Source organism: Agromyces protaetiae (genome assembly GCF_004135405.1).
Lineage (GTDB): Bacteria > Actinomycetota > Actinomycetes > Actinomycetales > Microbacteriaceae > Agromyces > Agromyces protaetiae.
This window is the reverse complement of record NZ_CP035491.1, coordinates 1,824,231-1,850,109: the sequence shown is the minus strand read 5'-3', so window position 1 is coordinate 1,850,109 and position 25,879 is coordinate 1,824,231. Positions and strand designations below refer to the sequence as shown.

Annotated in this window: 24 protein-coding genes, 2 pseudogenes and 1 riboswitch; of the genes and pseudogenes, 5 read left to right on the top strand and 21 right to left on the bottom strand. The window is 71.8% G+C overall.

Features of this window, described 5'->3' with window-relative positions:
• Window positions 1-24: 24 nt before the first annotated feature.
• The 8 genes and pseudogenes from ET445_RS08635 to rsmI form a co-directional block, all read right to left on the bottom strand.
• Window positions 25-969: a 4-(cytidine 5'-diphospho)-2-C-methyl-D-erythritol kinase gene (locus tag ET445_RS08635; protein ID WP_129190609.1), complete on the bottom strand. Its 945-nt coding sequence runs from the start codon at window positions 967-969 to the stop codon at window positions 25-27.
• Between the two features lie 37 nt (window positions 970-1,006).
• Window positions 1,007-1,552: a hypothetical protein gene (locus ET445_RS08630; RefSeq protein ID WP_129190607.1), complete on the bottom strand. Its 546-nt coding sequence runs from the start codon at window positions 1,550-1,552 to the stop codon at window positions 1,007-1,009.
• A gap of 8 nt (window positions 1,553-1,560) precedes the next feature.
• On the bottom strand, window positions 1,561-2,445 hold the full coding sequence (gene rsmA / locus ET445_RS08625; RefSeq protein ID WP_129190605.1) for a 16S rRNA (adenine(1518)-N(6)/adenine(1519)-N(6))-dimethyltransferase RsmA: 885 nt from the start codon (window positions 2,443-2,445) through the stop codon (window positions 1,561-1,563).
• Complete coding sequence (locus ET445_RS08620) at window positions 2,445-3,371, bottom strand: TatD family hydrolase (RefSeq protein WP_129190603.1); 927 nt, start codon at window positions 3,369-3,371, stop codon at window positions 2,445-2,447. Before ET445_RS08620 ends, rsmA begins: the two co-directional genes overlap by 1 nt.
• Window positions 3,368-3,823, bottom strand: a complete 456-nt coding sequence (locus tag ET445_RS18630; protein WP_243695392.1) for a class I tRNA ligase family protein — start codon at window positions 3,821-3,823, stop codon at window positions 3,368-3,370. The genes ET445_RS08620 and ET445_RS18630 overlap by 4 nt, the downstream gene beginning before the upstream one ends.
• Before the next feature lie 66 nt (window positions 3,824-3,889).
• A pseudogene (gene metG, locus ET445_RS08615) lies at window positions 3,890-4,932 on the bottom strand (methionine--tRNA ligase); the annotation flags it as partial.
• A gap of 51 nt (window positions 4,933-4,983) precedes the next feature.
• Entirely contained in the window at window positions 4,984-6,081 is a 1,098-nt protein-coding gene (locus ET445_RS08610; RefSeq protein WP_165314345.1) for an NADP-dependent oxidoreductase, read from the bottom strand.
• Window positions 6,082-6,149: 68 nt separating this feature from the next.
• Window positions 6,150-6,967, bottom strand: a pseudogene (gene rsmI, locus ET445_RS08605) (16S rRNA (cytidine(1402)-2'-O)-methyltransferase).
• A gap of 48 nt (window positions 6,968-7,015) precedes the next feature.
• Here rsmI and ET445_RS08600 point away from each other — a divergent pair.
• Window positions 7,016-8,767 (top strand): dolichyl-phosphate-mannose--protein mannosyltransferase, encoded by a 1,752-nt coding sequence (locus tag ET445_RS08600; protein ID WP_165314344.1) that lies wholly within the window; start codon window positions 7,016-7,018, stop codon window positions 8,765-8,767.
• On the opposite strand, the gene ET445_RS08595 is transcribed toward ET445_RS08600, so the two are convergent.
• The 12 genes from ET445_RS08595 to pnuC all read right to left on the bottom strand — a co-directional run bounded on the left by ET445_RS08595 (window position 8,730) and on the right by pnuC (window position 20,260).
• Window positions 8,730-9,764: an NADP-dependent oxidoreductase gene (locus tag ET445_RS08595; RefSeq protein ID WP_129190597.1), complete on the bottom strand. Its 1,035-nt coding sequence runs from the start codon at window positions 9,762-9,764 to the stop codon at window positions 8,730-8,732. The genes ET445_RS08600 and ET445_RS08595 overlap by 38 nt on opposite strands.
• The gene (locus ET445_RS08590) at window positions 9,761-10,804 is read right to left on the bottom strand and encodes an NAD(P)-dependent alcohol dehydrogenase (protein ID WP_165314343.1); all 1,044 of its coding nucleotides are present in this window, start codon (window positions 10,802-10,804) and stop codon (window positions 9,761-9,763) included. The genes ET445_RS08595 and ET445_RS08590 overlap by 4 nt, the downstream gene beginning before the upstream one ends.
• A gap of 43 nt (window positions 10,805-10,847) precedes the next feature.
• Window positions 10,848-11,066, bottom strand: a complete 219-nt coding sequence (locus tag ET445_RS08585; RefSeq protein ID WP_129190593.1) for a helix-turn-helix transcriptional regulator — start codon at window positions 11,064-11,066, stop codon at window positions 10,848-10,850.
• A complete protein-coding gene (locus ET445_RS08580) occupies window positions 11,060-11,551 on the bottom strand; it encodes a hypothetical protein (protein WP_129190591.1) in 492 nt (163 codons plus the stop codon). Before ET445_RS08580 ends, ET445_RS08585 begins: the two co-directional genes overlap by 7 nt.
• A 96-nt stretch (window positions 11,552-11,647) precedes the next feature.
• The gene (locus tag ET445_RS08575; protein ID WP_129190589.1) at window positions 11,648-11,974 is read right to left on the bottom strand and encodes a DMT family transporter; all 327 of its coding nucleotides are present in this window, start codon (window positions 11,972-11,974) and stop codon (window positions 11,648-11,650) included.
• Window positions 11,975-11,989: 15 nt separating this feature from the next.
• A riboswitch (guanidine-III (ykkC-III) riboswitch) is annotated at window positions 11,990-12,055 on the bottom strand.
• A gap of 64 nt (window positions 12,056-12,119) precedes the next feature.
• The gene (locus tag ET445_RS08570; RefSeq protein ID WP_129190588.1) at window positions 12,120-13,535 is read right to left on the bottom strand and encodes an AMP-binding protein; all 1,416 of its coding nucleotides are present in this window, start codon (window positions 13,533-13,535) and stop codon (window positions 12,120-12,122) included.
• A gap of 3 nt (window positions 13,536-13,538) precedes the next feature.
• A complete protein-coding gene (locus ET445_RS08565; protein WP_243695382.1) occupies window positions 13,539-14,228 on the bottom strand; it encodes a phosphohydrolase in 690 nt (229 codons plus the stop codon).
• The gene (locus tag ET445_RS08560; RefSeq protein ID WP_243695381.1) at window positions 14,221-16,110 is read right to left on the bottom strand and encodes a VWA domain-containing protein; all 1,890 of its coding nucleotides are present in this window, start codon (window positions 16,108-16,110) and stop codon (window positions 14,221-14,223) included. The genes ET445_RS08565 and ET445_RS08560 overlap by 8 nt, the downstream gene beginning before the upstream one ends.
• Window positions 16,111-16,219: 109 nt before the next feature.
• On the bottom strand, window positions 16,220-16,936 hold the full coding sequence (locus ET445_RS08555) for a potassium transporter Kef (protein ID WP_243695380.1): 717 nt from the start codon (window positions 16,934-16,936) through the stop codon (window positions 16,220-16,222).
• Window positions 16,933-18,510, bottom strand: coding sequence for an AAA family ATPase (locus ET445_RS08550; protein ID WP_129190584.1), 1,578 nt, complete (start codon window positions 18,508-18,510; stop codon window positions 16,933-16,935). The genes ET445_RS08555 and ET445_RS08550 overlap by 4 nt, the downstream gene beginning before the upstream one ends.
• A gap of 9 nt (window positions 18,511-18,519) precedes the next feature.
• Window positions 18,520-19,620, bottom strand: coding sequence for an AAA family ATPase (locus ET445_RS08545; RefSeq protein WP_243695379.1), 1,101 nt, complete (start codon window positions 19,618-19,620; stop codon window positions 18,520-18,522).
• Window positions 19,613-20,260, bottom strand: coding sequence for a nicotinamide riboside transporter PnuC (pnuC, locus tag ET445_RS08540; RefSeq protein WP_243695378.1), 648 nt, complete (start codon window positions 20,258-20,260; stop codon window positions 19,613-19,615). The genes ET445_RS08545 and pnuC overlap by 8 nt, the downstream gene beginning before the upstream one ends.
• Window positions 20,261-20,313: 53 nt before the next feature.
• On the opposite strand from pnuC, the gene ET445_RS08535 reads away from it, so the two are divergent.
• Entirely contained in the window at window positions 20,314-20,925 is a 612-nt protein-coding gene (locus tag ET445_RS08535; RefSeq protein WP_243695377.1) for a cysteine hydrolase family protein, read from the top strand.
• Between the two features lie 93 nt (window positions 20,926-21,018).
• Window positions 21,019-22,317 (top strand): DUF4232 domain-containing protein, encoded by a 1,299-nt coding sequence (locus ET445_RS08530; protein ID WP_129190579.1) that lies wholly within the window; start codon window positions 21,019-21,021, stop codon window positions 22,315-22,317.
• Window positions 22,318-22,434: 117 nt separating this feature from the next.
• On the opposite strand, the gene ET445_RS08525 is transcribed toward ET445_RS08530, so the two are convergent.
• Entirely contained in the window at window positions 22,435-23,814 is a 1,380-nt protein-coding gene (locus ET445_RS08525; protein ID WP_129190577.1) for an MFS transporter, read from the bottom strand.
• 113 nt (window positions 23,815-23,927) lie between these two features.
• Here ET445_RS08525 and ET445_RS08520 point away from each other — a divergent pair, with 113 nt between their 5' ends.
• Both ET445_RS08520 and ET445_RS08515 read left to right on the top strand, forming a co-directional pair.
• Window positions 23,928-25,223, top strand: coding sequence for an O-acetylhomoserine aminocarboxypropyltransferase/cysteine synthase family protein (locus ET445_RS08520; protein WP_129190575.1), 1,296 nt, complete (start codon window positions 23,928-23,930; stop codon window positions 25,221-25,223).
• Window positions 25,220-25,846 (top strand): CoA-binding protein, encoded by a 627-nt coding sequence (locus ET445_RS08515; protein WP_129190573.1) that lies wholly within the window; start codon window positions 25,220-25,222, stop codon window positions 25,844-25,846. Before ET445_RS08520 ends, ET445_RS08515 begins: the two co-directional genes overlap by 4 nt.
• Window positions 25,847-25,879 lie beyond the last annotated feature (33 nt).

Here is a 25,879-nt window from a genome sequence, read left to right as displayed (position 1 = left end):
CCTGTCGAGCCTAGCCTGGGGCTCTCAAAGGTGGATGACCCTGGCTCCGTGCACCGGTCCGTGCACGTGCAGCGCGGTGAGGCGCGCCGCCGAGAGCGCGACCTGCAGTTCGATCGCCGATTCGGCGTCGGCCGCGAGGAACGCGACCGTCGGCCCCGACCCCGACACGATGCCCGCGAGCGCGCCCGCGCTCTCGCCGAGGTCGATGAGTTCGCGGAGCGCCGGCTCGAGCCGGAACGCGGCGAACTGCAGATCGTTGTGGAGCGCTTCGGCGAGCAGGCGGGCGTCGCCCGCTCGGAGCGCCTGCAGGACGGCAGCGGCGACGACGGGCGACCCGATGGGCGCCGTCGCGGGGCCGATCCGCCCGGCCTCCTCGATGCGCAGCAGGTCGAGCTCGCGATACACCGCGGGCGTCGAGAGCCCGAACTCGGCGACGACGAGCACCCAGTGGAACGAGCCCGTCGCGAGCGCTGGACTCAGCCGGTCGCCGCGTCCGGTGCCGATCGCCGTGCCGCCCGTGAGCGCGAACGGCACATCGGCGCCGAGGCGTGCGGCGAGCCGGTGCAGTTCGTCCTTCGGGAGCCCGGTGCCCCACAGCGCGTCGCACGCGACGAGGGTGGCCGCGGCATCCGCCGATCCTCCGCCCATGCCGCCCGCGATCGGAACGTGCTTCTCGATCTCGAGGCGCACGCCGGCCGGCACACCGGCCGTGCGCGCCAAGAGCTTCGCAGCCTTCACGGCGAGGTTCGAGCCATCCGTCGGCAGCCCCGACACGTCGATCGACCCCGTGAACGACACCGACACGCGCTCATCGGGCCACGCCCGAACGTCTTCGTACAGCGACACCGCCTGGTACGCCGTCGCGACATCGTGGTAGCCGTCGCCGCCCGCCTCGCCGACGCGCATGAACAGGTTGATCTTGCCCGGCGCCCGGACGTGCACCGCCTCGTCGGCCGCCGCGATGGTCATGCCGTCAACGCTATCCGAGAAGCCGTCGACGACACGCTCACGCGTCGACCCGGTCGAGCCACGCTTCGAGTTCGGCCTTCACCGCCGCAGCCTTCGCCCCGTCGGGCATGCGACCGCGCACGAGCGAGATCGTCGCACGCCCGTCGGCTCGGGCGCTCGCCGACGCGAGCACGAACTCGCCGTCGTCGAGCACGAACCGTGCGGTCGGCGGCACCGCCCCCGGGTCGACCGCCGTCGGCGGCTGCTCGAGCGCGCCCTCGACGACCGCCGCGAGTTTGCGCAGTGCGACGGCGGCCTTGAGGTCGACGGTTCGCGAGACGCTCACGGCGGTCGCGGATGGCTCGGGGCTGTCGGATGTCTCGGGCTCGGCTGCTCCCTCGCCCTCACCCTCGCCCTGCTCTTCGAGGAGCGCGTTCTCGCCGGCCTCGTCGGGCACGTCGCTCACGGGAACCCCGCCGCTCTCGACGGCCGCATCGTCGACCGCCTCGGCCTCGGCAAGATCGCCCTCGATCGCGTCGTCGAGATCGCCTTCGACGACCTCGTCGAGCGAGTCGTCCGTCGCGTCGTTCTGTTCATCCCCCATGGGCACGATTATCCGTGCAACGCGCGGGCGATGCGCAAGAAGTCTTCGACGCCGAGCTGCTCGCCGCGCGCCTGCGGGTCGACGCCCGCACGCTCGAGCACGGCTGAGGCCTCCGCCGCCGAACCGCCGAGCACGCCCGACAGCGCCTGCCGCAGCATCTTGCGACGCTGCTGGAACGCCGCGTCGACGATCGCGAACGTCGCGGCGCGCTCCTCCTCGGTGCCGGGCGGCGTGCCGGGCGCGTCGCCGCGGTCGAAGCCCACGAGCACCGAGTCGACGTTCGGCACCGGCCAGAACACCATGCGCGACACCTGGCCCGCGATGCGCCAGTCGCCGTACCAGGCCGCCTTGACGCTCGGCGCGCCGTAGACCTTCGAGCCGGGCTCGGCGGCGAGCCGGTACCCGACCTCCGCCTGCACCATGACGATGCCGCTCGCGATCGACGGGAACCGTTCGAGCATGTGCAGCAGCACCGGCACCGAGATGTTGTACGGCAGGTTCGCGACGAGACGAACCGGGTCTGCAGGCAGCGACGTCACCTTGAGCGCGTCTTCGTGGACGACCTCGAGTTCGGTGCCGGGCTGCATGAGCTTCACGGTGTGCTGCAGTTGCGCCGCGAGGCGCGCGTCGATCTCGACGGCGACGACCTTCGCGCCCGCCTCGAGGAGGCCGAGCGTGAGCGACCCGAGTCCCGGCCCGATTTCGAGCACGGTCTCGCCGGCCTCGACGCCCGCGGTCTGCACGATGCGCCGCACCGTGTTGGCGTCGTGCACGAAGTTCTGGCCGAGCTTCTTCGTCGGGGTCACGCCGAGGAGTTCGGCGAGGTCGCGGATCTCGGCGGGGCCGAGCAGTCTCGGGCGCGCGGGCGGGCTCTCGGCCTCGTGCCGATGCATCACGCGCCGCCTGACTGGGCCGAACCCCCGTTGGTCACGGGGTCATCCTGCCATGAGCCGTACACGCGCACGGTATTCGACGCGAGGGTTGCGCAGAGCTCGGCCAGTTCGATATCGAGCACCTCGGCCATGAATCGCACGGTGTAGGGCACGAGATACGGTGCGTTGGGCCGGCCGCGGAGCGGCGCGGGGGTGAGGTACGGCGCGTCGGTCTCGACGAGGATGCGGTCGCGGGGCGCGACGCGCAGCGCCTCTCGCAGGTTCTCTGCGTTCTTGAACGTCACGTTGCCGGCGAACGAGAGATACCAGCCCTCGGATGCCGCGAGCCGTGCGAGCTCTTCGCCGCCGGAGAAGCAGTGGAACACCGTGCGTTCAGGAGCCCCCACGCGCCGCAGGGTCGCGACGACGTCGTCATGCGCGTCGCGGTCGTGGATCTGCAGGGCGAGTCCGTGGCGCTTGGCGATGTCGATGTGCGCCTCGAACGAGCGGAACTGCGCCGGGCGGCCGTCGTCGTCGGTGCGGAAGAAGTCGAGCCCCGTCTCGCCGATCGCGCGCACGCGCGGGCGCGCGGCGAGTTCGTCGATCACGGCGAGCGCGTCATCGAGGGCACCGGATGCCTCGAGCTCGGGCGCGTCGTTCGGATGCAGCGCGACCGCCGCCAGCAGGCGCGCGTCGCGCTCGGCGGCGTCGGCCGACCAGCGGCTCGTCGCGACGTCGGTGCCGACCTGCACAGCGCCCGCGACGCCCGCCGCCTGCGCGCGGTCGAGGTGCTCAGCCACGCTCAACGGCAGAGCGCCGTCGGCGATTTCGAGGTGCGTGTGGTTGTCGTAGACGGGCACCGGCAGCGGCGACTCGGGCACGGGCGGGTACTCGGGCGCGGAGTCCGCCCGGCCCCGCGCGCGCACGTGCTCGCCGGCTGCCGTCACTCGGTGACCTCGACGCGCGGGAAGAGCGCCTCGAGCGGCGTCACCCGCTCGCCGACCGCCCACTCGTTCGCCCGGTCGATGCGCTGCTCGCGCACGTTGCCCGCGCCGCCGAGCGCGCTCCAGAGCTTCGCCGTCGCCTTGGGCAGCACGGGCGAGAGCAGCACCGCGAGCGTGCCGAGCCCGTGGTACGCCGTCGCGAGCACCGTGTCGAGACGCTCGCGCTTCGCGGGGTCCTTCGCGAGCGTCCACGGCTCTTCGTTCGTGATGTAGAGGTTCAACGCGTCGACGAGCTCCCACACGGCGGCGATCGCCTCGTGGATCGCGAGGCGGCCGGCGGCCGACCACGAGGCATCCGTCGCCCGCTGCTCGACCTCGCGGATCGCGAGATCCGCGTCGGTCACGCTCGCCTCGTGCGCTGCGGGCACTGCGCCCTCGGTGTAGCGCGAGAGCATCGCGACGACGCGCGAGGCGAGGTTGCCGAAGCCGTTCGCGAGCTCGGCCTGGTAGCGCGCCGCCAGGTCTTCCCACGAGAACGAGCCGTCTTGACCGAACGAGATGGCCGAGAGGAAGTAGAACCGGAACGCGTCGGAGCCGAACACGTCGGTGATCTGCTCGGGGGCGATGCCCGTGAGCTTCGACTTCGACATCTTCTCGCCGCCGACGAGCAGCCACCCGTGCCCGAAGACGCCGCGCGGCACCTCGAGCCCGGCCGCCATGAGCATGGCCGGCCAGATGACGGCGTGGAAGCGCAGGATGTCTTTGCCGACGATGTGCTGGGCCGGCCAGCGCCGTGCGAACTCCTCATCGTTCTGCCCGTAGCCGACCGCCGTGATGTAGTTCAGGAGCGCGTCGAACCAGACGTAGACGACGTGCGTCTCGTCCCACGGGACCTTGACCCCCAGTCGAACGTCGAGCGCGAGATCGACAGGTCATCGAGCCCCGAACGCACGAACGAGAGCACCTCGTTGCGCGCCGACTCGGGCTGCACGAAATCGGGGCGCTCCTCGTAGAGCGCAAGGAGCTTCTCGGCGAACGCCGACATGCGGAAGAAGTAGTTCTTCTCGTGGAGGAGCTCGACGGGCTTCGAGTGGATGGCGCACACGAGCTGGCCCTCGTACTCGCCCGTGCCGTCGACGAGCTCGGACTGCTGCTTGTACTCTTCACAGCCGACGCAGTAGTAGCCTTCGTACTCGCCCGTGTAGATGTGACCGTCGTCGTGGAGCTTCTGCAAGAACTTCTGCACGTTCTGCTCGTGCCGCTCGTCGGTCGTGCGGATGAAGTCGTCGTTCGCGATGTCGATCGTCTCGAGGAGCGGCTTCCACGCGTCGTGGACGAGCTTGTCGGCCCATTCCTTGGGCGTCACGCCGTTGGCCGTCGCGGTGCGGAGGATCTTCTGGCCGTGCTCGTCGGTGCCCGTGAGCATCCACGTGTCGTCGCCGGCCTGGCGGTGCCAGCGTGCGAGCACGTCGGCAGCGACCTCGGTGTACGCGTGCCCGATGTGGGGCACGTCGTTGACGTAGAAGATGGGCGTGGTGATGTAGAACGAAGAGCCGTCGGCCATGCCTTCAATCCTATGGGCGCGGCGGATGACCGACTGCTGTGTGACCGGCGCTCATCGGTCGTCGGGCGCCCCCGGCGCCGCATGCGCGGCACGGTGCCGTCGCCGGACGCTCCCGTCGCCGATCGCCGCGGGCACCTGCTCCTCGACCGCGACCCGCGCGTGCGGCGTCGGCACGCCGAGCGTGACGTCCTGCTCCTTGAGGTCGGGTTCCTCCACGACCTGGCCGGGGTAGGCGACGACGTGGAATCCGAGCACGATCTTGCCCGGGGCATCCCGCCGGTCGAGCGCGCGATACGCGTCGGCCACGCGCTCGAGCGGGAAGACGTCGGCGATCGGCAGCCGCACGCGCCGGGCCGCGACGAGCTGCGCGACGCGCGCGAACGCGACGGCGTCGCCGGGTTCGACCCGGACGGCGCCGTGCAGGTCGACGGCGTCGGGATCGAGGGTCGTCAGGATGCGCCCCGGCGGCACGCCGAGTGCCGTCGCGACCTCCGCCTCGCCGCCGAGGAAATCGAGGAATGCCGTGATCGGCAGCCCGTCGGCCGCCGCGCCCACGCGTTCGGCGAGCCTCGGCCCGTAGCCGATCGGCACGACGCCGAACTGTCGGAGGAAGTCGAAGCGCTGGTCGGCCGACGTGCCGAGGACGTGCGCGCCCTTCAATCGGGCGAACTGCACCGCGAGGCATCCGACCCCGCCTGCGGCGGCGGTGACGACGACGGTGTCGTTCGCCGTGAGCGCGAGCCGCTCGACGGCCGCCCACGCCGTCGTGCCCGACGTGTAGAGCGACCCCGCGACCTCCCACGAGAGCCCCGGAGGCCGGCGCACGACATTCGCCTCGGGCGCGACGAGGTGCGTCGCGAGCGCTCCCCCGTCGACGAACCCCATGACCTCGTCGCCGCGGTCGAACTGCGATGCACCGGGGCCTGCCGCGACCACGACGCCCGCGAACTCGCGCCCGACGCCCGACGGCAGCGGCGCCGCGCGACCCGTGGGATCGCGATCCTCGCGGATCGCGCTGTCGACCGGAGTCAGCCCCGCGGCCGCAACCTCGACGAGGAGTTCCCCGTCACCCGGTTCGGGCGTCGGCACCTCGACGACCTCGAGCACCTCGGGGCCGCCGAACCTCGAGAACCGCACCGCCTTCGCCACTCGCACCACCCCTCCCCGGTCGGTCGCGCGAGTTCCATTGTCCCCCTGATGGGGGACGGCGGGAAGCATTAATTGCGCGCCGCGAGCGCCGCTTCGTACAGATCGCGGCGCGAAAGGCCGGTCTCGGCGGCGACGAGCGCCGCCGCGTCCTTCAGCCGGGTTCCACCCCGGCGAGCGCGAGCACGCGGTCGAGCGCCGAAGCGGGGTCGGATGCCTCGGCCGACGCTCCTCCGACGACGATGCAGATCTCGCCCCGCACCCCGGCGCGCGCCCACTCCGCGAGTTCGCCGAGCGGGCCGCGCTTCACCTCTTCGTGGAGCTTCGTGAGCTCGCGGCACACGGCAGCCGGGCGCTCGGCGCCGAACGCCTCGGCGAGCGCGTCGAGCCCGTCGGCGAGTCGGCTCGGCGCCTCGAAGAACACGAGCGTGCGGCGGTCGCCCGCGAGCTCTGCGAGCCGGCGACTCCGCTCGCCCGACTTGCGCGGCAGGAACCCCTCGAATGCGAACCGATCGGTCGGCAACCCCGAGACGGCGAGCGCCGTGACGACCGCCGAGGGGCCGGGCAGCGCCGTCACGCCCACGCCCTCGGCGATCGCCGTCTGCACGAGCGGGAATCCCGGGTCGGACACCGTCGGCATGCCCGCGTCGGTCAGCACGAGCACGTCCTCGTCGCGCGCGAGCGCGACGAGCTCAGCGGCCTTCTGCCGCTCGTTGTGCTCGTGCAGCGCGATGAGCTTCGGCCGGTTCTCGATGCCGAGTCCGGCGAGCAGGCGCTGCGTCACGCGCGTGTCCTCGGATGCCACGACGCGGGCCTGTTCGAGTGCCTCGCGAAGCCTGCCCGACGCATCGCCGAGATTGCCGATGGGGGTCGCGCCGAGGATGATCATGTGGATCAGTCTCGCGTACCCCCGTCCGGTTGTCGTATGGTGATGCGCATGAGTGCAGATCCGGCCGTGGACGAGCGCGCGCCGGAACAGCCGGAGTCCGACGAGGAACCCGCTGCCGAAGCATCCGCCGAGGCCCCCGACGACGCGCCCGTGCTCGAGGCATCCGACAGCGCTGAGTCATCCGACAGCGCTGAGTCATCCGACAGCGCTGAGTCATCGGACGGCCTCGAGGCATCCGAAGCCGCCGACGAGCCGCGCGGCACGCGGCTCGACTCGTGGTGGGCGGGGCTCCTCTCGACACCGCGCCGGCGCGCCCTCTGGTATTGGGGCGGCCCGCTCCTCGTGACCCTCATCGCGGCCGTGCTGCGATTCTGGAACCTCGGGCACGCGAACACGCTCATCTTCGACGAGACCTACTACGTGAAAGACGCGTGGACCCTCTGGATCCACGGCTACGAGACCCGGTGGCCCGACGACTACGACGGCACCTGGAACGCGGGCGACCCGATGGGCTTCCTGCCCGACCCGAGCTACGTCGTGCACCCGCCGCTCGGCAAGTGGGTCATCGGCCTCGGCATGGCGGTGTTCGGCACCCTCGACCCGTTCTGGTGGCGTGCGACGACGGCGCTCGTCGGCACGATCGCGGTGTTCCTCGTCGCGGTCATCGCGCGGCGCCTCACGCACTCGACCGTCATCGGCGTGTTCGCGGGCCTCCTCTTCGCCGTCGACGGCAACGCGATCGCGATGAGCCGCATCGCGCTCCTCGACAATCACGTCATGTTCTTCGCCCTGCTCGGGTTCTGGTTCATCCTGCTCGATCGCGACCGCACGGCGCGTATCCTGCGCGAGCTCCTCGAAGCGGCCCGCGCGAAGGGCGTCGAACCCATGTACGGGCCTGCGATCTGGCAGCGGCCGTGGGTGTACGCGGCCGGAGCCGCGTTCGGGGCGACCGCCGCCGTCAAATGGTCGGGCATCTACTTCGTCGCCGCGTTCGGGATCTACCTCGTGCTCGTCGACCTGCTGTCGCGCCGTCGCGAGGGCGTCAAGTTCTGGGCGACGGGCGCGATCCTGAAGCAGGCCCCCGTGACGTTCGTCCAGCTCGTGCCGACGGCCTTCGTCGTCTATCTCGCGGCGTGGAGCGGTTGGATCTTCACCGACGGCGGCTACGACCGCCACTACGCCGACGGCGAGGGCATGGCGTGGACGGGGCCGTTCGCGTGGGTGCCGACGTGGTTCCAGAGCCTGCTCGCGTACCACCAGGCCGCCTACCAGTTCCACCTGGGAGTCGCGAGCCCGCACCCGTGGCAGGCGAACCCCCTCACGTGGTTGCTCATGATCCGCCCGACGAACATGTACTACCACGAGGTGCCCGGCTGCGATGGCGTGTGCACCGAGTCGATCATCGGCATCGGCAACCCGCTCGTCTGGTGGGCGGCCTCGGCGGCCGGCCTCTACCTCGTGTACCGGCTCGCACGCTACCGCGAGTGGCAGATCGGCCTCGTGCTCACCGGTCTCGCGGCGGGCTACCTGCCGTGGCTCGCCTACAGGAACCGCACGGTCTTCCAGTTCTACTCGATCGCGTTCGAGCCGTACCTGATCCTCATCCTCGCGCTCGTCGCCGCGCTCATCCTCGGCAAACCGACCGACCCCACCTGGCGACGACAACGCGGCATCGCCATGCTCGCGGTCTACACCGTCGCGGTCGTCGCCGTGTCGATCTTCTTCTACTCGATCGTCGCCGCGCTGCCCATCCCAGCCACCCTCAGGCAGCTCCACTTCTGGCTGCCGAGCTGGGGGTAGGCCGCGCGGGCTCCGCGACGCGGACCACGACACGGCCCAGCGGTTCGCCGCGCTCGAGGCGCGCGACGGCGTCGGCCACACGATCGAGCCCGATCACGCCGTCGACGATCGGGCGGATGTCTCCGCGTGCGGCGAGTTCGACGATCCTCGCGAGATCGACTCCGTTGCGTCGGGCCGCGAGCACCCGCAGGCGTCGGCGGGTGAAGAGCCCGCGCACGGTCGTCGCGGCGATGCGCGGCAACGGTCCGAGGACCCGCCCGCCCCTGCCCGACGACGACACGTAGGTTCCGCGCGGCGCGAGCCGCGCGACGAGGTCGCCGAGGGATCGGTCGGCCGTGAGATCGACGACCAGGTCGTACTCGCGCCCCGGGTCGGCGGCGGGATCGGTGCGGTCGACGACGCGCGCGGCGCCCGCGCTCCGCACGAGGTCGAGCCGGGAGGGGCTCGCGAGCCCTGTGACCTCGGCGTCTGCGGCGCGTGCGAGCTGCACGACGAACAGTCCGACGTTGCCCGAGGCACCCGTCACGAGGACGCGCGCACCAGGCCCGATCGCGGGCCTCGCGATGGCGAGTGCCTGCCAGGCTGTCGTACCGGGCAGCGGCAGCGTCGCGGCCACCTCGAACGAGAACGCCGTCGCACCCGACGCCCCTCGAGGGACGTGGGCGAGCGCCGCCGCCGGGATCACCGCGAATTCGGCCCACGCTCCGTCGGCCTCGCCGAGAACCCGGTCGCCCGGGGCGAAGCCCGAGACATCCGGCCCGACCCGCTCGACCACGCCCGCGACGTCTCGACCGAGAATGACGCGACGCGGACGGCGAAGCCCGGTCGAGAGCCGTACGATCCGCGGTTCACCCCGTAGCAGGTACGCGTCGGCGGCGTTGATCGCGCTCGCCGCCACTCGCACGAGCACCTCGCCGCGGCGAGGCTCGGGCACCGGCAGCTCCGCGACCTCGAGTCGCTCGGGGCCGCCGTACTCGCGGCGGACGAGCGCTCTCATCGCGCACCGCCCGCTTCGCGGTGCTGAGCCTCAGTCGTCGTGGCGAGCCGCCGGTCGACCGCGACGACGACTGCGCCGCGCTTCCGCCCGGTGTCGACGCGGCGATGCGCCTCGACGATGTCGGCGAACGGCACGACGCGGTCGACGAGCGGAACGAACGTCCCGTCGGCGACGAGAGCCGTGACGGCACGCAGATCGGTGAGTTTCGCGGCGGCGGGAAGCAGACCCGTGAAGTGCACGGCGGCGCGCTTGCCGCGCAAGAGCCTCGTGATCGGCCCGAGCACGGCGAGCACCGACAGTGCGGGTGCCGTCGTCGCATAGACGCCCCCGGGCGCGAGGGCGCGTCGCATTCGGCCGAACGACGAGACGCCGACCGCGTCGAAGACGAAGTGATAGGCACCGGGCACGTCGTCGTACCGCTCGATCGTGTAGTCGACGACCGAGTCGGCGCCGAGTCCGCGCACGAGGGCGAGCTTCGGAGTGCTCGCGACACCCGTGACGGTCGCACCCGCATGCTTCGCGAGCTGCACCGCGGCCGAGCCGACGCTGCCCGCGGCGCCGATCACGAGCACGCGGTCGCCCGACGCCACCCGCCCGACGTCGCGAACGAACGGGAGCGCCGTGAGGTAGCCCTCGACGAGCGCCGCCGCCGTGACGTCGTCGATCCGGTCGGGGGTCGCGACGACGGGCGCGTCGCCTGACACGACGGCGAACTCGGCATTCGCGCCGCCGTGCGGGCCCGTGAAGCCGTGCACGCGATCGCCGACCGAGAACCGCCGCTCCTCGCCCGGCGCCAGTGGCCCGATCGCGTCGACCACCCCGGCGAAGTCGGTGCCGAGTGTCTCGCGCTTGGGCCGGCGGAGCCCGAAGAAGAGCCTGGCGGCGAACGGCGAACCCGCGCGGCCCGCGACGTCGGCGCGCCCGACGACGGTCGCCGCGACGCGCACGCGGAGCTCGCCCGGGCCGGGCTCGGGAAGGGGTCGCTCGGCGAGGTGCACGACCTCGGGCGGACCGTAGCGGTCGAAGACTGCGGCGAGCATGATCGCCCCTCTCTGATCACCGGATGATGCGGAAGGCGACGCGTCAGTCGTCGGGGTACCGGAACACCGCATCGAGCGGCACGCCGAACACCCGTGCGATCTGGAAGGCGAGTTCGAGGGTGGGCGAGTACTTGCCCTGCTCGATCGCAATGACGGTCTGGCGTGTGACGCCGAGCCGCTTCGCGAGCTCGGCCTGGGTCATCTCGTCCGCGCGGAACCGCAACGCGCGGATGTCGTTGACGACCCGAGTCGGCTTCACCACGTCTGGAACCCGCCCCGACGATAGGCGACGAGCTTCGTCGCCGACGACAGCAGCGCCGCGAGCACGAAGCACACGTAGATCGCGTTCGCGATCCAGAACCAGTCGACGCGGAACCAGCAGAGCACGAGCGCCGCGAGCGCGCCGATCACGATGAACGAGTTGCCGACGCGTTCACCCGTGCGGTCGATCTCCTTGTCGCGTTCGTCGGCCGCGTACCCGTCGCTCGGCCAGAACATCTCGACGAGGATGCGAGCGACGATGCCCGCACCGATGGCGCCGACGATCGTCCACACCATGGGCCAGACCCACTCGATCTCCGCAACCGGTGTCGTGAGCGCCGCCGGCAAGACGAGCGAGAGGTAGACGGCGTACCCGGCGATCGCGACGGCGAGGAACGACCAGGTGCCCTTCTCCTCGTACGAGACCGTCGAGCCGGCGCGGTCGGCGCCGAGTGCGTCGTCGGGCAGGTCTGGTTCGCGGGACATCCGATGCTCCTCGATCTCAAGGTGTCAAGAATCCTTGACACCCTAAGTGTCAAGGATTCCGAACATGATGTCAAGAATTATTTACAGCACCGGATGTCAGTGGGATGCGCCGTCGACGAGCTTGAGTCCCACGACGCATCCGACGAGGCCGACCAACAGCAGGATCTTCGCCCACGAGACATCCGTTCCTCCCGTCGCCATCGCCCACGCGATCGTGAGCGCCGCGCCGATGCCGACCCAGACGGCGTAGGCCGTGCCGATCTCGATGCCCCGCATCGCGAATGCGAGGCCGCCCATGCTCGCGACGATCGCGACACCGAACACGACCGACGGCCACAGCTTCGTGAAGCCCTCGCTCTTGCCGAGCGCGGTCGCCCAGACCGCCTCGAGCACGCCCGACAGGATGAGCACGACCCACGACATACGACACCGCTCCGATGTGCCAGTCTTGTCGCGTTCCGGGTACTGGGTGCCCTCGTCCGGGGCCGCATTGGGCGGCCTCACGCCAGGTTAGCGGCGGCGGCTGATCAGGCGCTGTGCACCGTTCGGCAAGCGGTTGGGCGGGCGATCAGGCGGATGCCTCGCCCGCATCGCTGCGGTAGCGGCGGGGCTTGCCCTCGCCGAGGTCCGACACGCGTTCGACCCGGTCGACGACGACGGGCTGCGAGAGGATCGCCGTGAGCGCGGCCCGAACGGCACCGGCGTCGCCGCCCGCGATGTGCGCCGAGACCTCGCCCGACGCGGCCTGGGCGACGCTCCAGCCGAGCGCGCCGTGCGCCTGCAACTGCTGGGTGAGGTCGACGCACGGCACGAGCCGGCCGTCGCCCGCGACGAACCGGGTGTGCTCGCGGCCTTCGAGGTCGGCGATCGCGAGGGCGCCGTCGTGGAGTCGCACGAGCCGCCCGAAGTCGCCCGTGCGGTACCGCACGAGGGGCAGCAGCGGGTTCTCCCCCGCCGTCACGACGAGCTCGCCGACCTCGCCGTCGCCGTCATCGTGTACGGGCACCGGCGCCCCGGCGCCGTCGAGCACCTCGACGTGCACCCGCCGATCGAGCACCCGGAACGGCCCGTCGTCGGTGCGCACCGCGATCGGCCGTGTCTCGTGGAGGCCGTACACGTCGAACACCGGGCACGCGAACCGCTGCTCGAGCTCGGCGCGGAGCGGCGCCGACAGCGCCATCGCCCCCGAGAAGATCGCGAGCGGGCGCACCGCACCCGCGAGGTCGGGCGCGAGGAGTTCGGCGAGGCTCGTGGGGTTGCCGGTGACGACCTGCGGGTCGGCCGCTTCGAGGAATGCTCGGCGGGAGGCATCCGGTGCCTGTCCTGAACCCTGCCACGCACTCTCGTGCAGGTTGAGCCGCACCATCGCACGCTGCCCGAACCCGCTCACGATCGAGACGTACGTGAACGCCTGCCGCTGGTGCACGAGGTGGGCGAGCGCCATCCGCTCGCCGTCGGGCCGCCAGTCGACACCCTCGGCACGCACGAGGTCGACGAGCAGGTGGAAGCCGCGCGCGACCTCCTCGACATCGTCGGGGATCTGCAGCGCGGCGCCCGTCGACCCCGAACTCGACCCGTGCACGAGACGGGACAGGTCGGCGTCCTGCGGCACGAACGCCGCGACATCCGCCACGAGGTCGGCACGCGAGACGACCGGGAAATCCTCGAGCCGCGCGAGCCGCCCCTCGGCGGCGAGCCGCCGGTAGCGGATGAGCCGACGCGCGGTCGCGAGATGGTCGTCGAGCCAACCTTCGGTCGGCAGCGGCCGCGACGCCCGCTCGACCTGATCGGCGCGCAGCCGGTCGCCCGTCGCGTGCACCCACGCGGGCGCGTGGGGATGCGTCCGCCAGCGGTCGAGTCGCGCGGCGCCCTCGGTCGACAGCGTCGGCCAGCGTTCGGCGTCGGAGAGCACAGCGGATGCTCCGGGGCGGTACTCGGCGAGCGCGAGCGCATCGCGGGTGTCGGGATTCGGGCTCTCGCTCACGGCCTACTCCGTGCTGTACCGCGCCGCGGCTTCCCTCGCCCGCGCGTCGGCGAGGCGGCGGGCGATCTCGGCCCGGTGGCGGTGTTCGGCGTAGCCTTCGGCGAGGACGCGGTTGCGCGCGAGCGAGTCGCGCGCCGCGAGCGCGGCACGTGCCGCCTCGACGTCTTCTCCGGCCGGAAGGAACCCGCTCCACAGCAGGAAGGTGCGCACCGCCTCTTCGCGCCGGTCGTCGTCGGCGATCCAGTCGAGGGGGTCGGCGACGGGGGCGACGCGAAGCGCGAGCGCGTCGACGGCGAGCGCGGCCGAGCCTGCGCCCGTCGCCGATGCGCCGTAGGCGAGCGGCGGATCGAACGCGCCGAGCTGCTCTTCGCTCGCGACGAGCCAGAGGCCGATCGACGCTCCGAGACGCACGGCGGGTACGCCCGAGTGACGCTGCGCGACGAGCGCGGCGGCCGACCCGCCGAGCACATCCCCCGCGAGTGCGGGAACCGATACCCCGTCGTCGAGGAACGGCCGCGGCACTGCCGCGAGCCGGGCGGCGACCGACGCGACCGAGGGCCCGGGGTGCGCGGTCGCCCATTGCACGTCCTCGTCGCCGGCCAGTGCCGCCCACGCGGCGAGCAATTCGTCGACGGTCACTGCACCGGCACCGGCACCGGCACCGGCACCGGCACCGACGGTCGAATCAGCCATGCAGCACCTCCGCAAGTTCCGCGCACACGCGCGGAGCGTCGTTCATCGACGCGACCGAACGCACGTCGTACCCGGCTTCGACGGCGAGCGCGTTCACGCCCGCCCACCTGCCGAGCAGCACGAGGGTCGCGGTCGTGAGCTTCGCGCGGACGTCGCGCGCGACGTCCGCATAGGGTTCGTTGCCGACGCCGAACATCGACGAGAGCCCGTCGTCGGAGAGCACGACGACGTGGCGCCGTTCGCCTTCGCGGGGCGGGGCGAGTTTCGCGTATCGCTCGCCGTAGAGGTCGAGCGGGAACGACGTCCCCCCGCCGTAGAAGAGCGCGAGCCCCGCGACGACCTCGGCATGGCCGCGCGTGAACCGGGAGGAGCCCGCGACCTGGCCGGGGCCTGAGAAGCTCGTGACGCGCACGCGGCCGCCGCCGCGCAGCACCGAGAGCGCGAGGATAGTCCCTGCGAGCACGGCGGGCGAACCCTGGGCGGGGCTCGGCATCGAGCCCGACGAGTCGATGTACAGGTCGAGGTCGACACTCGCTTCGTCGAGTTCGGGTTCGTCGTCGAGATACGAGCGCTTCCGAGTCGTGACCCCCGGGATGATCGTCGCGCCCGCCTGCATCGTCGACGCCCAGTCGAGGTCGGCGAGCTCGTCGCCCGCATCCCACAGTTCGATCGGACCCGGCAACTCGGCAGCGGGCTTCGCCGGCCGACGCTCGGTGATGGGCTTCACCCACGGCGCGGCCGCCGCCCGGTACCACGCGGCGTACACGGCGTCGGCGTCGGCGGTCGGGAAGAGCGCGAGGGTGTCGGCGAGGCCGAACCCCTGACCACCGGTCAGGCCCGCGGCATCCGTCGGAGGAGCTTCGCCGCCCTCGGAGGGCATCCGACCCGATCGGTCGGGCATCTCTCCGTGAAGCCTGCGGTCGGCGAGCACCCGACTCAGTTCGTCACCGGTCGGCGGGGCGTCGTCGGCGGCGCACCCGCCGAAACCGTCTCCGTCGCCGCGAACCGACCCGCTCCCGGGACCGTTCCCACGGCTTGAACTCTTCCCGCGACCCGACCCGTCTTCGCCCGCCTGCGCCGCCGACTCGAGCAGGTAGGGCGCCGTCACGACACCGAAGCGCAGGGCCCCCGCGACCGGATCGTCGGCGAAGGTCCGCACGAACCCCGCGATGAGGTCGGCGTCGAACTCGGGTCTCGTGCGCGCCGCTTCGGCGAGCTGCGCGGCGACCCGTCGCGCTTCCTCGCGTGCGGCGCGGAGCTTCTGCTCCTTCTCGCGGAACCGCTCGGGGATCTCGTCGAGCGGGCGCTCGGGCGACAGGGCGGCGCTTCCCGGTACGGACGCCGACGGGGAGAGCGACAGCGGCGGCGGCGCGACGGGGCACAGCGTGCCGGGCGGCAGGCTCCAGAGCAGTTCGTACGCGCGCCGATACACCCACCACAACCGGTCGGGGGCATCGAAGCCGATGCGGAACCTGAGCTTCGTCCGGCGAACGATCCCACGCACCTCGCCGGTCACAGGCTCGCCCGCGTCGGACGCTTCGGTCGCTTCCGCGGCTCGCGCCCGCTGCAGCACCCCGACCCGGGCGTTCACGAGAAGATCGCACCAGAGATTCGAGAGGTACGAGGCCTTCTCGGCATCGACTGCGAGCCCCGACGCGACGAGCGCGCGGCCGAGCTGGTGCAGGATCTTGAGCGAGTCGATGCGCGTGCTCGGTGCGAGCACGTGATGGCCGAGTTCGTGGGCGAAGAGGCTCTCGAGCTCGGCGTGCTCGCCGTCGGCGTCGACCATCGCGATGTCGACGACGATCGACGGCGGGAACGTGAACCACGCCGCCGCCTTCTTCTCGCGGCCGGCACCCGGGCGGAGTTCGGGGTCGTGCATGTGCACCCCCAGAGCGCCTGGGCCCGTTCCCACGCGGCGCGCTGCTCGCCGTCGAGCGGCACAGCGGGGAACGCGGAGTCCTCGCGCATTCGACGATCGCGACCGACGCTCACATCGCGTCCCGAACGTGGATCCACGCGAGGTAGGAGTCGGGACGGCAGACGATCTGCACGTTCGGGTCGAGCGCACCGGATGCCTCGGGCTCGCTCGCGAGTCGCACGAGCGCGCTCCCCCACACGTCGGCGTCGAGCCGCCACCAGCCGTCGCCGGCATGCACCGCGAACGCGCCCGGCACGTCGAGCGCCCGCCACTCGTCGGGCGGCGCCTGCCACGGGCCGTCGAGCCCGAGGAACCCGCCGAACGAAGCGACATAGCCGCGCTGGCGGGCGCGGCCGGGCCACCAGAAGCGGTCGGTGCGCTGCCGGTCGGCGAAGGCGTCGAGGTCGGATGCCTCGAGCCCGAGCACTGCCGCAGCCCCGACTCTCGCGGGGCTGCGGCGAAGCATGTCGAGCCGCGCGAGCGCGTCGTCGCGGAGCCTCAGCACACCCGACCGCCACCCCGCGAGCGCGACGAGGTCGAGCAGTCGGGCCCGGTCGATCGGCCCCGACGTGTCGGTCGCGACCTGCACGCCCGCGTCGAGCGCCGACGCGAAGCGACCGCCGTCGCCGCCTGCGCGCCCCACGTTGGCGGCGGCGAGGGAGAGGTCGAGGGATGCGTCGGACGAGTCATCCGGAGCCGTCGAAAGCGCGCGCACGCGCGCGAGCGCGGCCGCGACGTCGGCGACGACCGGCCACGCATTCGCGAGATGGCCCGGCCTGCGGATCACGCGCGCTGCTCCAGCCACCGCAAGTAGGCCGTGTACCGCTGGTGCAGGTACTTGAGCGCGACGAGGTCGTCGAAGTCGCGGCCGTAGAGCTTGCCCGTGCCCGCGATCGTGCGGAGACGCGCCTCGATGGCCGTGATCGTCGAGAGCGTCTCGGCCTTCGAGAGCCCCTCGAGGCCGCGCTCGAGGCCCGCGAGCAGGTCGCCGACGGGGTCGGCGGCGTCGCGCCCGAGGGCGTCGTACTGACGGCACGACTCGGCGAAGAGCTCGCCGAGCCAGCTCGTCGTGTCGGTCGCGAGCTCGCGCTCGACGCCGATGTCGAACCGCGGGTGGGAGAGGTTCGGCAGGAGCTTGCCGCGGAGCGCGAACGGCAGCACCGCCGCGACATCCTCGAGCGACACCTCGTCGCGTCCGCGGAACCACGCGATCGCCTTCGCGTACACGATGAGGGTCTGGAGCGCCCGCACCGAGAGCCCGTTGAGGGTCTGCGCGCCGAGGTCGACCTCGAGATCGGCGCCCGAGTTCTGGCCGATGACCTCGCCGACGCGCCCGCCCGAGGTCGTGACGATGTCTTTCGTGCGGTACTCGAAGCGGCGGCCGCCGTGCTGGACGAACTCGAAATGGCTGAAGAAGAACTCGAGGCGCCGACGCAGCGGCCGCGGGATCGGCACGGCGCGGATCGCCGCGCGCATCGCCTCCTGCTCGTCGGGCGTGAAGACGAGTTCGCCCGGCACGTGCTCCTCGGGCTTCTCGCCCGCCTCGATGCGCGTCACGAGCTCGTCGAAGAAGCGGCTGTTGAACCCGGCCGACTGCACCGTGACATCCATCCGGTCTTTGAGCGCCTGGATGACGGGGAAGGTGCCGCCGCCCGCGTCGTCGTTGGCCGTGAAGAACCAGCTCTCGACGGCGCCGTCGGGGTTCGTCCTGCGCATCTGGTCGTGGCTCTCGACGTACCCCTCGGCGACCATCGTGAGCAGCGCCGACTGCGTCTTCGTCGGGATGCGGTTGTACTCGTCGACGATTTTGACCGGCCGCGTGAGCCAGTCGCGCCACGCGATGCCGATGTCGGCGAGACGCGTCGCGTTCACGAGGTCGCGCGGCAGCGGGATGCCGACGAGGTCGCTCACCGTGAGTTGCGGCTGCCCCTGCTGCACCCCGCGGCGGACGTCTTCGGCGCTCGACCCAGCGAGGACGCCCATGATGACCGCGACGGTCGTCTTGCCGCGGCCCGGGCCGCCGATGAGGAGGCATTTGCCGCCGACGGCGAAGGTCAGGAGCGGCAGGAGGACGTTCGACGAGAAGGATGCCTCGGTCGGCAGCGTGATCCGCGCGCCCGCGTCGCCGAGCTCGAACGACATCGGCGCCCGCGGCGAGAACTCGAGGTCGTAGTACGGCGAGATGACGGCGCGGTTGACGATCCAGTAGTACGCCTGGCGCAGCTTCTCGTCGAGCGTGACGCTCGCGGGCTCGAGCGACGCGGGCTCGCGGAAGAGGTCTTCGGCGGTCAAAGCGTGCGTGCCGTCGCCCGCCCCGGGCGCGGTGGGAGAAGCGGAGACCCGGTGCCAACGATCCGACATCGCGCCAGCCTAACCCGCGCTCCGGGTCGCCTGCGGAGATGCATGCACAGGGGCCGCCGCGGCCTGCAGCGCGACCTGCTCGGCATGGGGCCGCCCTTCGAGCGGCGCCGCGAAGGCGTGCGCCTCGGCGAGCGCGGCCTCGATCGCGGGCAGCGCCTGCGCCACGCGTTCGGCGACGCTCCCCCGCACCTCGAGCCACGGCACGGGCTGCGCCGCGAGCACCTCGCGGAACCGATCCTGCATGTCGTGCCTGAGGTGCTCGCCGTCGCGCATGCCGTCTTGCACGAACGGGATCTCGTCGCCCGTGAGCACGTAGAGTGCGGGCCGGTGTGCGGCGGCTCGCTCGAGGATGCGCGGCGCGGGCGCTCCGAGATAGCGTTCGTGCCAGATCGCCGTCGCGAGCACGTCGGTGTCGCACACGACGACCGGCTTGGGCGCGGTGCGCAGGGCGGATGTTTCGAGCCCGAGCTGCCGATCGACGACGAGGTCGAACTCGTCGCTCCGCCACGCGGCAGTGAGTCCGCCCTCGCGCACCCCTGAGTATTCGCGCCCGTACTCGGGCACCCACACGGTGCCGAGCGCTTCGGCGAGCGCGTCGGCGAGGGTCGTCGACCCCGTGGACTCGGCGCCGAGCACGACGACGCGCGCGGCGAGCGAGGCCCGCACGGCGGGTGCGAGCTCGTGCCAGTGTCCCGCGAGGTCGGCGCGGATCGCGGTGCCCGATACGGGATTGCGTGTGCGGCCGGCGTCGACCTGCACCCATGTCGCGCCGAGCCGCGCGGCCAGCTCTTCGCCGTACGAGTCGGAGCTGAACACGGCGTCGACGGGCGCGTCGAGGAGCGACGCGATGAGCGCCGTGTGCTCGTCCCACGCCGTCTCGGACTCGAAGTCGACGGGTGCGTCGTCGAGCGCCGCGACGACGCACGCGGTCGGATGCTCCTCGCGCAGCCACGCCTCGCGCCTCGCGAGCGGAATCGACTCGACGCTCGCACCCAGCACCTCGACCGTCACGCGGTCGCACGCGCGGAGCGCGCTCCTGATGAGGTGCGAGTGCCCCGCGTGCAGCGGGTAGAACTTGCCGATGACAAGGCCGTGGGCGAACTCAGCCACGGAGGCCCGCCGGTTCGTGCGGCGTCGGCTCGGAGGCATCCGGATGTCTCGACACGCCTTGTTCTCGCTCGATCTTCCGCCACCCGCGCCAGCCGCCGACGCACAGGCCGATGAAGAGCACGTAGAGCGCGGCCGTGATCCAGAGGCCCGTCCAGAGCGCGAGGCCGACGAAGACGATGTCGACGCCGATCCAGACGAGCCAGTTCTCGATGCGCTTGCGGTTCAAGAGGTACTGCGCGACGAGGCTCGCCGAGGTCGTCGCGGCGTCGGCGAGCGCGACCTGCGAGTCGGTGAACGTCGCGAGCACCCACCAGAGCAGCGCCGTGCCGGCGACGCCCGCGCCCACGAGCCATGGCACCGCGCGGCGCGGCGTGCGCGCGACGAACAGGCGGTCGTGCTCTTCCCCGCGCGTCCAGCGCCACCAGCCGTGCACGCCGAACGCGAGGTAGACGATCTGCAGGCCCGCCGCCGCGTAGAGGCCCGTGCCGAAGAAGAGCGCGATGAAGACGAGGTTGTTGGCGATGCCGAGGGGGTACGTCCACACGTTGCGGCGCGCCGCGAGCAGCACGCACGCGGCGCCCGTCGCGAAGCCGAGCACCTCGGTCCAGTGCTGCATCATCCAGTTCGCGACGTCGTCCACCCCGACAGCCTAGAGAGTCGGCTGCGGATGACTCGGCAGCATCTCGTCGGACGATGACCGGCCCCGAGACATCCGCAGCCCTCGTCCCGTCGCAGGATGGAGGCATGCGACTCGCCGACAACGCCGCCCTCATCGTCATCGACGTGCAGCAGGGGTTCGACGATCCCGCGTGGGGCCCGCGCGACAACCCCGACGCCGAAGCGAACATCGGCCGCCTCGCGGCGGCGTGGGCGGATGCCTCGCGCCCCGTCGTGCTCGTCCGCCACGACTCGCGCACGCCCGGCTCGCCGCTCGCTCCCGGCCGGCCTGGGAACGCGCTGAAGCCCGTCGTCGCAGGCGTCACCCACGACCTGTTCGTCACGAAGCACGTCAACTCCGCGTTCTACGGCGACCCCGACCTCGACGCGTGGCTGCGTTCGCAGGGCATCTCGGAGCTCGTAGTGTGCGGCATCCAGACGAACATGTGCGTCGAGACCACCGCCCGCATGGCCGGTAACCTCGGCTATCGGGTGATCGTGCCCCTCGACGCGACCCACACGTTCGACCTCGAAGGCCCCGGCGGGCTCCGGTTGGCCGCCGCCGACCTCGCGACGGCGACGGCCGTGAACCTCGCGGGCGGCGGCTTCGCCGAGGTGGTCACGACGGCGGACGTGCTCGACGGCTGAACCCCGCTCGCCGAAGGGTCGCTCACCGACCGTTCGGCAGGGTCATCCCATCGGCGGACGCCCGCTCGCCACCCCCGCCGTACGCTGGCGGACATGCGTCCCGCCCGACTCGTCGTCCCCGCCGCTGTCGCGGCCGCCGCCTGGTTCGCGAGCGGCGCGCTCGCGGGTGCGGGTATGGCCTCGGGCTCGCCCCGGTTCTTCGCGATCACGCGGCTCGTCGCGCCCGACGTCGTGCCGCGCGGCGCCGAAGCGCCCGGCGTGTGGGGTCCGGTGGTCATCGTGGCGAGCGCGCTCGCGGTCGGCGGGCTCTTCGCGCTCGGTGCCCTGCTGCTCCGCGCCGGGCGCGGGGTCGCGGGATTCGGGGCGGCGTGGATCGCCGCGGTTCTCGCGGGCACGGTGGTCGCGGGGTTGCCGACGGTCGCCGAGCTCGTACTCTCCGCCGTCGGAGTCCCATCGCCGCTTCCGAGCGTCGATTCGGCCTCCGACGGGGCGAACTGGGGTCTCGTGTGGGGGTGGATCCCCGCGCTCCTGCTCGCGAAACTCGCCGAAAACGAAAATGAACAGGAGGCGGAGCCCGTGGACCACGAGGTCGCACGCACGGGTGGCGCCCCCGAGTCATCCGTCGGCGGTCCGCCGCCCATCCCGACGGGGCCGACCTGGCCGACCGTCCCGACCCCGACCGCCATCCGCACCCATCCCTCCGCGCGGGCGCGCTCCGCCGCGTCGAGCCGAACGACTGCGATGGCGTGGTCGTCGGTCGCCGCACTGACCGGCGTCGTCGCCTTCGCGGTCACCGGACCGTTCGCCGAGACGGCCAGGCACGACGCGATCACCGCGCAGATGGAGGCCGACGCACGAGCTGCAGAAGAGGCGGCGCTGAGCGACGATCCGCCACTGCCGACGCCGCCGCCCGACGCCGTGCCGATCCCCGAGATCGCGCCGGGCGACTGGCGGATCGATCCGACATGGTGCACCGAGAACCAGCTTTCCTTCACCGCCTCGCACCCCGACGCCGCCACCGGCCACCGCGGGATGCGCGTCACGGCGACCAACGTGTCGAGTGCGCCGTGCATCGTCGACGGCTACCCCGACGTGGCGTTCAGCGACCGCGCGACGAACGGGTTCGAGGTGCGCGTGCTCCACGGCTGGGGCATGCTCGGCGAACCCGACGCGGGCGCGGTCTCGATCGAACTCGCGCCGGGCGGCCTCGCCGAAGCGGATGTCACGTGGGATGCGCAGCCGCGCACCGAGCGCGAGCCCGCGGGCTTCCTGCACATCGCCGCCTACCCGGGCGCCGTTCGGCAACTCGTCCCGATCGACTCCGACATCGCGGGCGGCGAGGTCGAGGTCACGGCGTGGCGGCTGCCGCTCGAAGCCGTCGCCGCCGAGTAGGAACGCCTGCTCGCCCTCGCCCTCGACCCGGCGAACTCGATCGCGTACCGGATCGTGCGGTGGGCGCGCCGCCGCTGCCGTTCGGTGAGCCCGACGGCAGGGTTCTACCGGTGCGTGCTACGGCCGCGGGTCGCGCGCGTCGTACTCGCGGAACGACGTGAGCACGCGCAGGATGACGCCCACCGCGACCATGATGACGAGGCCGCCGAGGAGCGGCGGGAACCACAGCGTCGCGATCGACGCGAGGATGCCTGCGTAGAGGTCGCCGATGCGGGGGCCGCCCGTGACGACGACCATGAAGACGCCCTGTAGCCGCCCGCGCATCTCGTCGGGTGCGGCCGTGAGGAGCATCGTCGAGCGGAAGATCGCGCTCACTTCGTCGGAGGCGCCGGTTCCCGCGAGGGCGATCGCCGCAAGCACGAGGGCGACGACGTTCACCTGGCCCCACGAGGGCCCGACGGGGCCGAACGCGCCCGACTGCATGACGAGGAGCACGAGGCCGAAGGCCGCGACGCACGCGCCGTACACGATGACCGAGCGCCCGATCGCGACGCCGTAGCGGTGAATGCGACCGACCGGCCCCGAGAAGAGGCCGGTGAGGAAGGTGCCGACGGCCGCGGCAGCGGTGAGCACGCCGACCGTGACGGGCCCGCCGCCGATGACGGCCGCGCCGACGGCGGGCAGCAGCACGAAGGGGCGGCCGAAGCTCATCGCGATGACGTCGATGAGGAAGCCCGCGCGGATGTTGGGCGCGTTCTTCAAGAACGCGAACCCGTCGCGCAGCGACTCGAGGCCGGGCCTCGCGGTGTGGCTGAGGGGCGGCATCTTGGGCAGCCCCAAGATGCCGAGGAACCCGAACGTGAAGAGCACGACGTCGACCGCGAACGTGAGCGGCAGGCCGATGAGCGCGACGAGCACTCCGGCGAGCGCGGGGCCCGCGGTGAGCTGGATGCCGCCCGAGATGCCGCCGAGCGCGCTCGCGCGCGACACGTACGCCGCAGGCAGGATGCGCGGGTACACCGACATATGCGTCGCGCCGCGGATCGTCGAGGCGATCGAGTTGACGGTCGTGACGATGTAGAAGGGCCACACGGGTGCGCGCACGCCGTCGGCGGCGAGCCCCGCGTCGACCGCCGAGAGCACGACGAGCGAGAGGGTCGACACCCACCCGACGAGCGACGAGAGGATGAGCACCTTGCGCCGGTCGAACGCGTCGGCGAGCATGCCGCCCCAAAGTCCCGCGACGATCATCGGCAGGAGGGCGATGCCGCCGACGAGCGCGACCGCGAGCGTCGACTCGGTCATGTCGTAGATCTGGAGGCCCACGGCGACGATCGTGAGCTGCGCGCCGATGCCCGAGATGCCCGAGCCGATCCAGAGCCGCGCGAACGCGGGCGAGATCTTGAGCGGCGAGAGGTCGACGAAGTGCGACTTGCGGGCGGGGCGGGGCGATTCCGAGGGCTCCGCGGATGCCTCGGGCTCGGCCTCAGTCGACATGGGCGGCGGTACGGTACTGCATCCGTCGAGTCTAGGCCGCGGCCGCGGGCCATCCGTTGCCCTGCGTTACGCGATGTCCGGCGCCGCCCCTGCGCGCGGCTACCGTGGACGGCATGGCAGACCGCGAGTACGGCTTCAAGACGCGTGCGATCCACGCAGGCAACATCCCCGACGAGGTGACGGGCGCCCGCGCGCTCCCGATCTACCAGTCGAGCGCGTTCGTCTTCGACGACACCGCCGATGCCGCGGCCCGCTTCGCCCTGCAGAAGTACGGCAACATCTACTCGCGCCTCGCGAACCCCACGATCGCGAGCTTCGAGGAGCGCGTCGCGAGCCTCGAGGGCGGCCTCGGCGCCGTCGCGACGGCGTCGGGCCTCGCCGCGCAGTACATCACGTTCGCGTCGCTCGCGGGCTCGGGCGATCACCTCGTCGCGTCGGCGAACCTCTACGGCGGTTCGATCACGCAGTTGGATGTCACGCTCCGCCGCTTCGGCGTCGACACGACGTTCGTCCGCTCCTCCGACGCCTCCGACTACGCGGCCGCCATCCGTCCCGAGACCAAGGCGGTCTTCGTCGAGACGATCGCGAACCCGTCGGGCGAGATCGCCGACCTCGAGGCCCTCGCCGACGTCGCGCACGCGGCGGGCGTGCCCCTCATCGTCGACTCGACGATCGCGACCCCCTACCTCAACCGTCCGATCGAGTGGGGCGCCGACATCGTCACGCACTCTGCGACGAAGTTCCTCGGCGGGCACGGCACGACCCTCGGCGGCGTCGTGGTCGAGTCGGGCCGTTTCAACTGGCACAACGACCGCTTCCCGCTCCTCAGCCAGCCCGTGCCGAGCTACGGCGGCCTCGAGTGGAACGGCAACTTCGGCGAATACGCGTTCCTCACGCGGCTCCGCGCCGAGCAGCTGCGCGACATCGGCCCCGCGCTCGCGCCGCACTCGGCGTTCCTCCTCGCGCAGGGCGTCGAGACCCTCCCGTACCGCATCCAGGCGCACGTCGACAACGCGCGCGCGGTCGCGACGTGGCTCGAAGCGGACCCCCGCATCGAGCGCGTGTTCTGGGCCGGTCTGCCGAACCACCCGCACCACGAGCGCGCGCAGAAGTACCTGCCGCTCGGCCCGGGATCGGTCTTCAGCTTCGAGGTCAAGGGCGGCCGCGCGGTCGGCCAGAAGCTCATCGAGAACGTCGACCTCGCGAGCCACCTCGCGAACATCGGCGACGCGAAGACGCTCATCATCCACCCCGCCTCGACGACGCACGCGCAGCTCACCGAGCAGCAGCTCATCGACGCCGGCGTCCTGCCGGGAGTCATCCGGCTCTCCGTCGGCATCGAGGATGCCGACGACATCATCTACGATCTCGACCAGGCGCTCACGGCGGCGACGGGAGGCACGCGATGACCAGCACTGCACCGGTGACGGACGTCACGGCCGAGCAGGCGACGGATGCTCCGGAGGCGACCGACCTCGAGACGGTCCGCCTCGTCAACGGCCTCTCGTGCTCGATGCCCGCGAACTCGCCGCTCGCGAAACTGCTGCGTTCGCAGCGCACGTGGGTGGGACCCGACGCGAAGGAGCGGCAGGCGATCCTGCGGAACGCGAAGTCGGTCGCGATCGTCGGCGCGTCGCCGAACCCGGCACGCTCGTCGTACTTCGTCGCGACCTACCTCGACCAGTCGAGTGACTACGACCTCTACTTCGTGAACCCGAACGCCGACGAGATCCTCGGGCAGAAGGTGTACAAGTCGCTCGCCGACCTGCCCGTCGTGCCCGACATCGTCGACGTGTTCCGCCGCGGCACCGACATCCCGCAGGTCATCGACGACGTCGTCGCGATCGGCGCGAAGACCATCTGGGTGCAGCTCGGCATCTGGAACGAAGAGGCCGCCTACTACGGTGAGCAGCAGGGCCTCACGGTCGTCATGGACCGCTGCATCAAGGTCGAGCACGCGCGCTTCCACGGCGGGCTGCACCTGCTCGGCTTCGACACGGGCCAGATCACCTCGCGCAAGACCGCCAGGTGAGCGACGCCGCCGTGCGCTGACGGGGCGAAGCCC